This window comes from Pseudarthrobacter sp. NPDC058119, assembly GCF_042884655.1.
GTDB lineage: Bacteria > Actinomycetota > Actinomycetes > Actinomycetales > Micrococcaceae > Arthrobacter.
In genome coordinates this window covers 1,013,174-1,026,424 of sequence record NZ_JBHVTN010000001.1, presented here as the reverse complement: position 1 = coordinate 1,026,424, position 13,251 = coordinate 1,013,174, and the positions used below count along the sequence as shown (strand labels likewise).

The following is a 13,251-nucleotide window of genomic DNA, read 5'->3' as shown; positions in this document are numbered from 1 at the left end:
CCTTAGTCCAGGTCCGATTCATTGCCCTTGAGGAACTTCATCTGGATGAAGGCCACCAGGGCGAGGATGGCGAAGAGGATGACGGCCAGGGCGGAGCCGTAACCGAAGTCCGATTCCGTGAAGGCCTTTTGGTAGATGTAGAACTGCAGCACGCGGCTGGCGTTGACCGGGCCGCCCTGGGTGGTGACGGCGACGGTGTCGAAGACCTGGAAGGAACCGATGATGGTGACGATCAGGACCAGGGCCAGGACCGGGCGCAGCAGGGGCAGGGTGATCTTCCGGAACGTCTGCCACGGGGAGGCGCCGTCAAGGTTGGCAACCTCGTAAACATGGTGCGGGATGGCCTGCAGGCCGGCGAAGATCAGCAGGGCGGTGTAACCCATGTGCCGCCAGGTGTTGATCAGGGCCTGCGTGGGGATGGCCCATTCTTCGCTGCCGAAGAAGGCCACCTTGGGCATGCCCAGGGCATCAATGAAGTAGTTCACGATGCCGATCTGGTAGTCCAGCAGCCAGAACCACAGCAGCGCGGCGATCACGTTGGCCATCAAATAGGGAAGCAGCAGGGTTCCCCGGATGAGCGTTGACTTGGCCACGCGGTGCATCAGGAGCGCAAGGCCCAGGGCCAGCGCTGTCTGCAGGACGATGTTGATCAGGACGTACTGCGTGGTGACCGCGAGAGCGTTCCAGAAGAGCGGGTCCTTGCCGATGGCCTCATAGTTGGCGGTCCCGATCCAGGTTGGATCCCCGAGGATGCTGTATTCGGTGAAGCTGAGGTAGATGCCGCGAAGCGTCGGCACCAGGTAAAAGACGATAAATCCGATCATTGCGGGAGCGATGAAGAACAGCGCGGTCTTCAGGTCGCTTTGTCCCCGACGCTTCAGTGGCCGGTGCACCGCGTGGGCTGCCGGGGTGGCGTTCCTGGTAAGGGTGGTCATCGTCGACCCTTTCGGCGAGTGTGATGGACGTAACAGGCTGCGAAGCAATCTACACGAGTAGATTTGGCAAGGCAATACCCTCATGGAAATGTTTCATTGCTTGGGTTTTCGCCATTCAGTGGATATTGACTCGAGTAGATCCGAGTGAAACACTCGGACAAACCCCTATCGGAAGGCAGACAATGACGTTCTCCATCGGCATCGTGGGCGCAGGCCAGTTCGGCGGCCAGTTCGCGCACCTGTTCAACCTCCATCCCGGCATCAGCGCAGTCCACATGGTGGACCAGCTGCCCGAACGTGCGGAATCAGTGTGCGAACGCCTGGAACTCGCCGGTGTATTGCCGGACTTTGACGCGCTGCTGGCCTCTGACATCGACGCGGTGGCAATCTTTACGCAGCGATGGACCCATGGTCCCCTAGTGGAACGAGCGCTCCGCGCCGGCAAGCACGTCTACTCCGCCGTCCCCATGGCAATCTCGGAGGACGAAATCGCCCGCATCATCGAGGCCGTCCGGGACACCGGGCTGGTCTACATGATGGGAGAGACCAGCTACTACAACCCCGCCACCGTCTATGCGCGGGAACAGCAGGCGGAAGGCAGGTTCGGCAGGATCTTCTACTCAGAAGGCGATTACGTCCACGACATGGACCTCGGCTTCTATGACGCCTACCAGTACAGCGGCGGCGACCGGTGGAAAGAGACGGCCAGCTATCCGCCCATGCTCTACCCCACCCACGCCATCGGGGGAGTGCTGGGCGCCGTTCCGGCGCACGCCGTCAGCGTCAGCTGCGTGGGCGTCAGCGACCAGCGGAACGACGGGGTGTTCGACAAGGACGTCAGCATGTTCGGCAACGACTTCTCCAACGCCACGGCACTCTTTGAACTGAACGACGGCGGCGTGATGCGCACCAACGAAATGCGGCGCGTCGGTTATCCGTCGCACATCCGCGAATCCCGGTTCCGGTTCTTCGGCACCGAGGCCAGCTTTGAGCAGCTCGCCAAGGTCACGGTATGGCAGGACAAACAGAACGTCCACGACATCTCGGAGCAGATGGAAACCCGTCCCAGCATGTCCCTGGACGATCCGTCCCTGGCCCACGTGGCGCCGGAACTTCGGGACGCGTTCGTATCGGGGCTCTCACCGGTCCACGACGCGGGACGGCTGCCCGTGGAGTTCCAGGGAGCGCCCAACGGCCATGAGGGCAGCCACCATTTCCTGGTGGACGACTTCGTCACCGCGGTGAACAACGGGACACTGCCCCCGGTCAACGCCTGGGTGGCCGCCCGCTTCACCCTCCCCGGGATCGTCGCCCACGAATCGGCCCGGCAGAACGGCGCCCGGCTGCCCATCCGCGACTTCGGCGATGCCCCGCCGACTCGTAGCTAGCATGGAGACCATGACATCACCGGCAGTGAAGGCTCCCCGTGGCGGCCCTGTGACGCGCAAGGACGTGGCGCGCTATGCCGGCGTCAGCACCGCCGTCGTCAGCTACGTGGTCAATGGTGGCCCCAAGAAGGTGGCCCCCGCCACCGAAGCGAAGGTCCAGGATGCCATCCGCGTGCTCGGCTACCGGCCCAATGCGGCGGCCCGGGCCCTCAAGCTGGGTTCGAGCGAAACCCTGGGGCTCATCATCCCGGACAATACAAACCCCTTCTTCTCCCTGCTCGCCCACGCTGTGGAGGATGCCGCGGCAGAGCTTGGGTACGCCCTGGTCCTCAGCAACTCGGACGGGAACCTGGCCAAGGAGCGGCGCAACATCCGCAACCTTGCCGCCCGCCAGGTGGACGGTGTGCTGCTGGCCAGTGTCCTTTTCGAACCGGACCTCGAAGCGCTTGAAACGGCGGACATTCCCGCGGTGCTGCTGAACCAGGAGCGTGATGCTCCTGGTTTCAACAGCATCGGCGTTGACCTGGCCGCCGGAGCCCGGATCGCTGTCGAGCACCTCATCAGCCACGGGCACACCAACATTGGACTGGCCATGGGCACCAACGTCTCGGGCAGCATGGACGGCCGTGAGGTGGGCTGGCGCCAGGCCCTGCAGGAGGCCGGGCTGCAGGAAGGACCTGTCGTCTACAGCGGCTTCACCTGGCCCGGCGGCTACTCCGCAGGCCAGCGGCTGGTCGCCTCGGTCAACCGGCCAACAGCCATCTTTTCCACCTCGGACACCCAGGCAGTCGGTCTGCTGCGGGCTATCCATGAGGCAGGGCTGGCAGTTCCGGGGGATATCGCCGTGGTGTCCTTCGACGGATCGATTGAAGCCGAATACTCCTGGCCGCCCCTGACCACGGTGGAGCAGCCCGTGGCTGCGATGGCCGAAGCCGCGGTGAATGCCCTGGTGGGAGCCCGGCGCGGGGGACAACCGAAACACGCCATCTTCCCCACCAAGCTCCACGTCCGGCAGTCCTGCGGCTGCCCTTGAACCAAAAGGACACCATCCCCGCCGGCCGCGGGAATGGTGTCCTTTTGTGGTGGGGAAAAGCTTTCCCCACGGGGGTTCCTGCCGTTACTCCTTGACGGGGATGGACTGCGACTTCAGGGCTTCGATCGTTTTCGCCTGGCCGTTTTTGAGGGCGTCCAGGAGGGTACCGCTGCCGCCCGTTGCCTTGCCGAAACCGTCTGAAACGTCAGTGTACGTCTTGGTCATGGTAGGGCCCCAGGTGAAATTGGGGTTCACGTTGGAGGACGCATCGGCGAAGACGTCGTAGATCTTCTGGCCGCCGAAATAGTCCACGCCGCCGGCGAAGGCGCCCAGGTCCTTGGCCGACTTCGCGGCGGGGTAGAGGCCCCCAAGCTTATTGGCCAGCGCCAGCGCATCGGGATCGGTGTTCAACCACAGGGCAAACTTGGCGGCCTCGTACGGGTGCTTGGAGCCCTTCAGGACGGCCGTGGAGGAACCTCCCCAGTTGCCTGCGGCCTTTCCGCCGGCCTCCCACTGCGGCATGGGCGCCACCGCCCACTTTCCGGAGGTGTCCGGCGCCCCACTCTGCAGGGTCGAGGCGCCCCACACTGCAGAGACCCAGGTCCACTGCTGGCCCTTGTTGAAGGAGGCGTTCCACTCATCGGAGAAGGACGGCAGGGTGGACACTTCGCCCTTGTCCAGCAGCTTCTGCCAGTAGTTGGCCACCTTCTCGGACTCCTTGCCGGTCAGGTTGACTTCCCACTGGTCATTGGCGTTGGAGAACCACTGCCCGCCCGCCTGCCACACGTTGCCGGCAAACCAGTTGACGTCGCTGCGCGGGAAGTTGGTGATGTAGGAGCCGCGGGCCTTGATCTGCTCGGCTGCTGCAGCGTATTCGTCCCAGGTGGTGGGGACCTTGATGCCCGCCTCCTTGAAGAGGTCGGCCCGGTAGAACATCGCCATAGGACCGCTGTCCTGCGGAACCGCATAGACGGCCTTGTCCTCCCCGAACGTGACCTGCCCCCAGGTCCAGTCGACGAACATTTCCTTCGCGCCGGCGACCCCATCGCACGCGGCGATGTTCTCCAGCCCGTCCTGGACCCGGAAGTTCGGCAGCGCATCGTATTCGATCTGGCCCAGGTCAGGGGCGTTGCCGGCCTGAAGCTGGTTGAAGAAGTTCTGGTATGTGCCCGAGTTGCCGTTGGGGCCCGTCTGGACCTTCACCTTGATGTCCGGGTGGTCCTTGTTCCAGAGGTCCACCACCTTGTCCATGCCGGGTACCCAGGTGGTGAATGACAATTCGACCGGTCCCGATGAGGGCTTGCAGGTGGTGTCCTGGGACGCGGAGGTGCTGCCGCCGCTGGAGCAGCCCGCAAGGGACAGCGCCGAGACTATGGCAAAGGCGGCAGTGGCTTTTCCGTAACGCACGCGCATTTCTATTCCTTATTAGTGGGGTGGGGTGTACCGGGGCGGGGCGCCGCGGGACGCGTAATGGGAAATCTGAAGGGGTTATTTGACGCTTCCGGCGCCCAGGCCGCTGCTCCAGAAGCGCTGCAGCGCCAGGAACGTCGCGATGAGCGGCAGGATCGATACGAGGGCGCCGACAATTACCAGGACGCGCAGCTCGGGAATCTGGCTGATTTGGCTGTTCCATGCGTAGAGGCCCAGCGTGACCGGGAACAGGGCCTGGTCCCGCAGCATGATCAGGGGCAGGAAGAAGTTGTTCCAGATGGCGACGAACTGGAACAGGAAGATGGTTACCAGGGCCGGTGCCATCAGGCGGGTGGAAACGGTAAAGAACGTCCTGGCTTCCGAGGAACCATCGAGGCGCGCTGCCTCCAGCAGTTCCGTGGGAACACTCGCAGCGGCGTAGATCCGCGCGAGGTAGACGCCGAACGGGCTGACGAGGCTGGGCAGGAATACGGCCCAGAGGGTGTTGGTCAGTTTCACCTGGCTGAAGATCAGGAACAGGGGGAGGGCCAGGGCTGTGGCGGGGACCAGCACGCCGCTTAGGACGACATTGAAGATGGCCTCCCGGCCGCGGAACTCGTACTTGGCCAGTGCATAGCCGCACATGGCGGCGATGACGGTGCCCAGCAGGGCGCCGAGGCCGGCGTAGAGTGCGCTGTTCAGCAGCCACCGGCCGAAGACCCCGTCGCTGTAGGTGAAGAGGTTGCCCAGGTTGGCGAAGAACGTGGGGATGGAGTCCGCGGTGAACCAGAGCGGCGCCGTGCCGGTGATGTCCGCTCCCGTTTTGGAGGAGGAGACCAGCAGCCACCAGATGGGGGTCAGGAAATAGAGCGTGAAGACGCCCATGATGAGCATCGCGGCACCGCGGGACATGATGCTGTGCCGTGGGCCCCGGGGGCTGCCTGCCGAGGGGGCCGTCTTCTTGGATGTGGTCACGGCTGTAGCTGCGCTCACTGGGAAACCTTCCGCTGGGTCGCCTTGAGGAAGACGAAGGAAAGAACGAATGTGGCCAGCGCCAGCACCACGGAGAACGCTGCGGCCAGGCTGTAGTTGGGCACCGACGCCGTTGTGTAGACGGCCAGGTTCGGAGTGAACGTGCTGCTGATGGCGGAACTGAAGCTGCGAAGGGTCTGCGGCTCGGCAAGGAGCTGGAGGGTCCCGATGATGGAGAACACTCCGGTCAGGATGATGGCGGGAACCACGAGCGGTATCTTGATCCGCCAGGCGATCTGCAGGTTGCTGGCGCCGTCCAGTTTTGCTGCCTCGTAGATCTCCGTGGGGATGGCCAGCAGCGACGAGTAGATGATCAGCATGTTGTAGCCGACGTAGACCCAGGTAACGATGTTTGCGATTGCCCAGAGGACCAGGTCCGCCGAGAGGAAGTTCACCTGTGACGTCACGGCGTCGAACGGGGAAAGCGAGGGGGAGTAGAGGAAGCCCCACATGATCGCGGCGATAACGCCCGGCACTGCGTAGGGCGCGAAAAACGCCAGCCGGAAGAACTTCTTGCCCTTCAGCAGGGGTGAATCGAGCAGCAAGGCAAACAGGAGGGCAAGGCCTAGCATGATGGGTACCTGGACCACTCCGAAGAGCAGGACGCGGCCCACGGATTCCCAGAATTCGGTGTTCTGGAATACCTGCTGGTACTGGACGAATCCGCCGAAGACCTGTTGGGGAGGTCCGAAGGTGCCCTTGCGTTCCACCGTAAGGAGCGATTGCACCACGGCGAAGATGACCGGCACCGCATAGAAGGCCAGGAAGAGCAGCCCGAATGGGGCAACGAACAGGAGGACGGCCCGGCGCTGGGCGGCCGACGTCCTGGGTTTCCGGGCTGGCGGTGCCCCCGCGGCCATTGCCGGAGCAGTTTGGTGTCTAGTCACTTTCATCATCCTTAAGGCCGGTGATGCGGCCAGTGGTTGGGGGTACTGAGCTGTTGCTGCGGACGACCCGAACGGAGCCGGCAGGAATGACGACGGCGGTGGAGACTTCTTCCCCCGCGGTCACTTCATAGCCGTGCGCAGGGTATTTGTGCTCATCGTCCGAGTGGTTGATCAGGAAGGTGTACGTGTGCTCCGCATCTGACCTGGAAACGACTTCCAGGCCCTCGGCGTTTGCCTGGACGGCGATTCCGGCTTCGGCGGCGGCTGCGGACACGACGTCGCGGAGGGCCTGGGAATCGAGCACTGTGCCGATGTACCAGGCGTTCCCGGCGCCATGCCGGTTGCGGGTCACAGCCGGGGTGCCGGCGAGGTGGCCTTGAATGAACGATGCCTTTGCCTCCGCGCCCTCCAGGCGCAGGGCTTCTGCCCACAGGGCGGCCGTGGCTCCGCTGTCCAGCGGCATGGTCTTTCCGGGCGGCATGGGCAGGAATTCCTCGGACCGGACACCGAGGAGGTCCCGGAACGCGCCCGGGTAACCGCCGGTCAGCACTTTGTCGTTTTCGTCGACAATGCCGCTGAAGTAGGTAACCACGGCGTGGCCTCCGCGGCTGACGTAGTCTGCCAGCGCCGCGGATTCCTGTTCACGGACGAGGTAAAGTCCGGGGACCAGCGCCAGCTTGTAGCCGGACAGGTCGGACCCCGGGGCCACGATGTCCACCGTGATGCCGTTTTCCCAGAGCGCTTTGTACAGCGAGTGCACCTGGTCCAGGTACTTCACGTCCGAAGAAGGGTGCGACTCCTGGTCGTAGGCCCACCACGCTTCCCAGCTGAAAACGAGTGCCGCTTCGGCTGTGACCGTGGTGCCGGCAACGCCGGCGAGCTTTTCAAGGATGTGACCGAGCTCTTTGACTTCCCGCCACACCCGCGAGTCAGTTCCGGCGTGGGGGAGCATGGCCGAGTGGAATTTCTCGCTGCCCTGGACGGAGGCCCGCCACTGGAAGAAGCAGAGCCCGTCCGCTCCGCGTGCCAGGTGGGTGAGCGAGTTGCGGAGCATCTGGCCCGGGGCCTTGGCGATGTTGCGGGGTTGCCAGTTCACGGCCGAGGTGGAATGTTCCATCAACAGCCAGGGTTGGCCCTGGGCCAGCCCGCGGGAGGCGTCTGCGGCGAAGGCAAGCTCCACCGTGGGGTCTTCAAGCCGGTGGTCGAGGTAGTGGTCGTTGGCGATGACGTCCATGTGGGGTGCCCACGCCCAGTAATCCTGGTTGCGGATGTGGGCGGCCACCATGAAGTTGGTGGTGACCGGGATGCCGCTGTGCTTCCCCAGCACGTCCGCCTCCGCCTGGTAGTAGCCGAGCAGCTCGTCGGAGCTGAAGCGGTGGAAGTCGAGCACTTGGGTGGGGTTGTTGGTGGAAACCGTGGTGCGCGGGGGCAGGATTTGCTCCCAGGCCGAGTAGCGCTGGGACCAGAACGTGGTGCCCCAGGCACTGTTGAGGGCATCAATGGTGCCGTAACGGGCGGCAAGCCAGGTGCGGAACGCTGCCGCGGAGACATCGCAGTAGCAGAGGGCGTTGTGGCATCCCAGCTCGTTGGAAACATGCCACAGCCGCACCGCGGGGTGCGTGCCGTACCGGCGTGCCACTTCTTCCACCAGCCGGAGGGCATGTTCCCGGAAGCGCGGGGAACTGGGGCACCAGGCCTGCCGGCCGCCCGGCCATGCCCGGACCCCTGCCGCGGACTCCGGGAGGATTTCCGGGTACATGGTTGTCAGCCACGCAGGGGTGGACGAGGTCCCGGTGCCGAGGTTGGCCCCGATGCCATTGGCGTGCAGCAACTCCAATACCTGGTCAAGGCGTTCAAAGGAGTAGGCGCCGGGTGCGGACTCCAGTTCGGCCCAACCAAAGATGTTGACTGCAACGAGGTTGACCCCCGCCTCCCGCATGAGGCGGACGTCTTCCTGCCACACGGCGGGATCCCATTGCTCCGGGTTGTAGTCGCAGCCGTAAACGAGCTTTCCGTTCCCGGAAAGCCCGGCGACTGACGTGTTGGTGGGGCTCAACCCTGCTCCTTCGACTTGCGGCAAACGTGCAAGGCGGGGAACCCCTACTCTTGGACGCTGTTGTCTCAACGATCTCTGTGAACGTTCCCAGACGCGCAGCACAAGGTGTGATGCGCATCATCTGGGAACGCTCCCAGATTACGGTGCGCCTTGGTGCCGTGTCAACGCCTGCTGGCGGACGTCACGCGTCCGGACTCGGCTACAGTACAAATATGTCGCTGACACGCACCCGTGCCCGCCGCGCTACCATCAACGATGTCGCGGACGCCGCCGGGCTATCCCGGGGAACCGTCTCACGTGTCATGAACGGGGAAAAATACGTCTCCGACGAGGCCAAGCAGGCCGTGGAAGAAGCCATCGCCAAGGTCGGCTACGTCCGCAATAACGCTGCACGCAACCTGGTCACCCAGGAATCCCGGGCCATCGGGCTGATCATCCACGAACCGCACTCCCTCTTGTTCGAGGATCCCAACATCGGCTCCATCCTCCTGGGCGCCAATGAAGTGCTGTCAAAGGCCGACTACCAGTTAGTGTCGCTGATCATCGATTCCGACCGCGACAGCCGCAGGGTGGCGGATTACCTGCGGGGCGGACTGGTTGACGGTGCCGTCATCATCTCGGCGCGCGCCTCCGATCCCATTGCGGCAGCCGTAGCGGAAATCGGGCTGCCCGCGGCGTTCGTCGGCCACCCGGAAGGAACCCCTGCGCTGCCGTACGCCGCCATTGACAACGTCGAGGCCGCCCGGAGCATCACCAACCGGCTGCTGGAAACGGGCCGGAAGCAGGTTGGCATGATTGCCAGCGCCTTGGACCGGGACTCCGGAAAGGACCGCCTGGCTGGATTCCAAAAGGCAATGGGCGGCCGCTTCGACCCGAACCTGTTGGTGGAGTATCCCCTGTATACCTACTCTGCAGGGTTGGAGGGAATGCAGGAGCTGCTGCGGCGGGCACCCCGGATCGACGGAATCTTTGCGGCCTCGGATGCCGTGGCCGCCGGAGCCATGACGGCGCTGCAGGAGGCCGGGCGCCGCGTTCCGGAGGACGTGGGGATTGTCGGGTTCGACGACAGCAGCTGGGCACTCCGCTGCAGGCCCCAGCTCTCCACCGTCCGCCAGCCGGCCGACCTTTTGGGAAGCACCGCCGCTGAACTCGTCCTGGCCCAGCTCCAGGGACTACCGGGTACGCCGCGTGTCCTTGAGACCACCATCATGTGGCGCGGATCAGCGTAGCCGGGCTAAACGGGGACCACGCGCAGCTTTGAACGTTCGCCCAGGACGCGCCGGGCTTCGGCGCTGAGGCCGTCGTCGCTGATGACCTCGTCCACATCATCGAACGCGGCGATGGAGCTGATCCCCAACATGCCCCACTTGGTGTGGTCGGCCAGGACCACCGTCCGGCGGGCGGCTGCCACGAAAGCGCGGTCGGTTTCGGCTTCGAGCAGGTTTGGCGTGGTGAACCCGGCGTGGGCATCCATACCGTGGACGCCCAGGAAAAGGACATCCAGGTGCAGCTGCTTGAGGGCTGCGGTGGCGATGGGCCCCACCAGGGCGTCCGACGGCGTGCGCTCACCGCCGATCAGGATCACGGTGGACCCGCCGGGGTGGAAGAGATCTGCAATCCGTATTGAGTTGGTCACCACGGTAATGCGGGGACCCTCGGCCAGCTCCCGGGCCAGCGCCCACGTGGTGGTGCCGGCCCCGAGCCCTACCGCCATGCCCTCGTGGACCAGGGCCGCCGCCTCCACGGCAATGGCCCGTTTCTCCGCGGTCAACTGCGTGGACTTCAGCTCAAAACCCGGTTCATGCGTGCTGGCATCCCCGGGCAGTTTCGCGCCGCCGTGGATGCGCTCCAGCTTCCCGCCCTCTTCGAGCTGCTCGATGTCCCGCCGCACGGTCATCAAGGACACGCCCAGCTGCGCGGCAAGGTCCGAAATCCGGACCACCCGCTCCCGCTGGACAGCATCCACGATGGCCTGGTGTCGGGCGGCTGCAAGCATGTGAACGGGTTCCTTCATCGGGGATACAGGTTTGCTCCCAGCATACGGCGACGGCGCCGCCCGGGGAGGGCGGCGCCGTCGCCATGTTGATGCCGCTACTTCCGGAGTGACGCGGCGATCTGCTGCATGATGGTCGGGTCCGACAGGGTGGTGGCGTCGCCCGGGTCGCGGCCTTCGGCGACGTCCTTGAGCAGGCGGCGCATGATCTTCCCGGAGCGGGTCTTGGGCAGTTCCGGCACCACCAGGATGTTCTTCGGCTTGGCGATGGGGCCGATTTCCTTGCCGACGTGGTTGCGGAGTTCCTGGACGGTGGCGTCGCCGTTGTTCGCGGCGTCGCCCCGGAGGATGACAAACGCGACGACGGCCTGGCCGGTGGTTTCGTCCGTGGCACCCACGACGGCGGCTTCCGCCACTGCGGGGTGGCTCACCAGTGCGGACTCGATTTCCGTGGTGGAGAGCCGGTGCCCGGAAACGTTCATGACGTCATCCACCCGGCCCAGCAGCCAGATGTCGCCATCTTCGTCCCGCTTGGCGCCGTCGCCGGCGAAGTACATGTTCTCGAACCGGGACCAGTAGGTGTCTTTGAACCGTTCCGGGTCGCCCCAGATCCCGCGCAGCATGGAGGGCCACGGCTCGCGGATCACCAGGAAACCGCCGTGTCCGTTGGGGACTGACTCGCCCATTTCGTCGACGACGTCCACGGCGATGCCGGGCAGCGGCACCTGGGCCGAGCCGGGCTTGGTGGCGGTGACGCCGGGCAGCGGGGCGATCATCTGGGCCCCGGTTTCGGTCTGCCACCAGGTGTCCACGATGGGTGCCTTGTCGCCGCCGATGACCTTGCGGTACCACATCCAGGCTTCGGGGTTGATCGGTTCGCCCACCGAGCCCAGCACGCGGAGCGAGGAGAGATCGTACTTCGCCGGGATCTCCGAGCCCCACTTCATGAACGTACGGATGGCCGTGGGGGCGGTGTAGAGGATGGAGACCTTGTACTTTTCCACGATCTCCCACCAGCGGCCTTGGTGCGGTGAGTCCGGGGTGCCTTCGTACATGACCTGGGTGGCGCCGTTGATGAGCGGCGCGTAGGCGACGTAGGAGTGCCCGGTGACCCAGCCGACGTCGGCCGTGCACCAGTACACGTCCGTTTCCGGGTGCAGGTCGAAGACGGCCTTGTGGGTGTAGGCCGCCTGGGTGAGGTAGCCGCCGGTGGTGTGCAGGATGCCCTTGGGCTTCCCGGTGGTCCCGGAGGTGTAGAGGATGTAGAGCGGGTGCTCAGAGTCGTGGCCAACGGCAGTGTGCTCGGCGGAGGCGGTGTCCACGGTGTCTGCCCACCAGTGGTCCCGGCCCTCGGTCCAGTCCACGTCCTGGCCGTTGCGCTTGACCACCACTACGTTCTGCACCGTGTGGCCGTCGTGGGCCAGGGCGTCGTCGACGGCGGCCTTGAGCGGGCTGGGCTTGCCGCGGCGGTAGGTGCCGTCCGCGGTGACCACGAGCTTGGCCTCGGCGTCGTCGATCCGGGACCGCAATGCTTCAGCGGAGAAACCGCCGAACACCACGGAGTGGACCGCCCCGATCCGGGCACAGGCCAGCATGGTGATCACGGCCTCCGGGATCATGGGCAGGTAAACCGCCACGCGGTCGCCCTTGGCAACACCCAGGGACTCGAAGGCGTTGGCAGCCTTCTTCACTTCTTCGGTGAGCTGCGCGTAGGTGTAGGTCCGGGTGTCACCGGGTTCGCCCTCGAAGTAGATGGCCACCCGGTCACCGTTGCCGGCCTCGACGTGGCGGTCCAGCGCGTTGTAGGCGGCGTTGAGTTCACCGCCCACAAACCACTTGGCGAAGGGCGGATCGGACCAGTCCAGCGCCTGCGTGAAGTCCTTGTTCCAGGTCAGCAGTTCCCGCGCCTTCTTGGCCCAAAAAGCCGGCCGGTCAGCGTCCGCTTCCCCGTACTCGGAGGCGGTAACGACCGCATTGGCCGCGAACTCGGGGGAGGGCGGGAAGGCCCGGGTTTCGTGCAGCAGGTTCGCGAAGGCATCGCCCTGGTGGCCTTGGTCCGCAGGCTGCGCGGAAGCTGAAGGAACGGTGGCCGTGGAGCTGGGGGTGTCCTGGGACATGTGAACCTCATCATTCATCGATCGTCGCCGCGCGGAATGCCGCCTGCGCAGGGCCCTCCGTTCGCACGGCACTGGGCGCCAGCCGGGCGGGCATACCGCAAAGAGCTGTTCCGCCACCTAGCCTAATGCTTGCCGCGCACCCCCTGTGCTCCCCGTCACAAACACGACCACGAGCGGCATTTTTTAAGCGGTGAATGGCGTCTTCGTTACTTGCAGTGGTCCCCTGCGGGCCCGCTCCAGCTAGTGATCAGCCAGGCTGTTGACTAGGCTGAGATGGAATTGTGACTTCACTTCGGGCCGCCCCGGCCAGGCATAAACAGTGCCCGGAAGGGGCAGCACCGCATGTCAAGACGGCACAGTTTTCGGGTCCGGACCGGTCCCGGTGCCGCCACGCTAAGGA

Annotated in this window: 10 protein-coding genes; 3 read left to right on the top strand and 7 right to left on the bottom strand. The window is 64.9% G+C overall.

Annotated elements, in window-relative coordinates; genetic code table 11:
• Positions 1-2: 2 nt before the first annotated feature.
• Entirely contained in the window at positions 3-935 is a 933-nt protein-coding gene (locus ACFVTD_RS04860) for a carbohydrate ABC transporter permease (protein ID WP_387558809.1), read from the bottom strand.
• 182 nt (positions 936-1,117) lie between these two features.
• On the opposite strand from ACFVTD_RS04860, the gene ACFVTD_RS04855 reads away from it, so the two are divergent.
• The gene (locus tag ACFVTD_RS04855; RefSeq protein WP_387558806.1) at positions 1,118-2,323 is read left to right on the top strand and encodes a Gfo/Idh/MocA family protein; all 1,206 of its coding nucleotides are present in this window, start codon (positions 1,118-1,120) and stop codon (positions 2,321-2,323) included.
• A 10-nt stretch (positions 2,324-2,333) separates the two neighbouring features.
• On the top strand, positions 2,334-3,356 hold the full coding sequence (locus ACFVTD_RS04850) for a LacI family DNA-binding transcriptional regulator (RefSeq protein WP_387558803.1): 1,023 nt from the start codon (positions 2,334-2,336) through the stop codon (positions 3,354-3,356).
• An 84-nt stretch (positions 3,357-3,440) separates the two neighbouring features.
• Here ACFVTD_RS04850 and ACFVTD_RS04845 read toward each other — a convergent pair whose 3' ends face one another.
• The 4 genes from ACFVTD_RS04845 to ACFVTD_RS04830 form a co-directional block, all read right to left on the bottom strand.
• Positions 3,441-4,769 carry an ABC transporter substrate-binding protein gene (locus tag ACFVTD_RS04845; RefSeq protein ID WP_387558800.1) on the bottom strand — a complete coding sequence of 443 codons (1,329 nt, stop codon included), beginning with the start codon at positions 4,767-4,769 and terminating at the stop codon, positions 3,441-3,443.
• A gap of 75 nt (positions 4,770-4,844) precedes the next feature.
• On the bottom strand, positions 4,845-5,678 hold the full coding sequence (locus ACFVTD_RS04840; protein ID WP_387558991.1) for a carbohydrate ABC transporter permease: 834 nt from the start codon (positions 5,676-5,678) through the stop codon (positions 4,845-4,847).
• Positions 5,679-5,755: 77 nt separating this feature from the next.
• On the bottom strand, positions 5,756-6,691 hold the full coding sequence (locus tag ACFVTD_RS04835; protein ID WP_387558797.1) for a carbohydrate ABC transporter permease: 936 nt from the start codon (positions 6,689-6,691) through the stop codon (positions 5,756-5,758).
• Positions 6,678-8,741: a beta-galactosidase gene (locus ACFVTD_RS04830; protein ID WP_387558794.1), complete on the bottom strand. Its 2,064-nt coding sequence runs from the start codon at positions 8,739-8,741 to the stop codon at positions 6,678-6,680. The genes ACFVTD_RS04835 and ACFVTD_RS04830 overlap by 14 nt, the downstream gene beginning before the upstream one ends.
• Before the next feature lie 212 nt (positions 8,742-8,953).
• On the opposite strand from ACFVTD_RS04830, the gene ACFVTD_RS04825 reads away from it, so the two are divergent.
• Complete coding sequence (locus ACFVTD_RS04825; RefSeq protein ID WP_387558791.1) at positions 8,954-9,970, top strand: LacI family DNA-binding transcriptional regulator; 1,017 nt, start codon at positions 8,954-8,956, stop codon at positions 9,968-9,970.
• A gap of 5 nt (positions 9,971-9,975) precedes the next feature.
• On the opposite strand, the gene ACFVTD_RS04820 is transcribed toward ACFVTD_RS04825, so the two are convergent.
• Positions 9,976-10,737, bottom strand: a complete 762-nt coding sequence (locus tag ACFVTD_RS04820) for a DeoR/GlpR family DNA-binding transcription regulator (protein WP_387558788.1) — start codon at positions 10,735-10,737, stop codon at positions 9,976-9,978.
• A gap of 95 nt (positions 10,738-10,832) precedes the next feature.
• Positions 10,833-12,851, bottom strand: a complete 2,019-nt coding sequence (gene acs, locus ACFVTD_RS04815) for an acetate--CoA ligase (RefSeq protein WP_387558785.1) — start codon at positions 12,849-12,851, stop codon at positions 10,833-10,835.
• Positions 12,852-13,251: the final 400 nt, after the last annotated feature.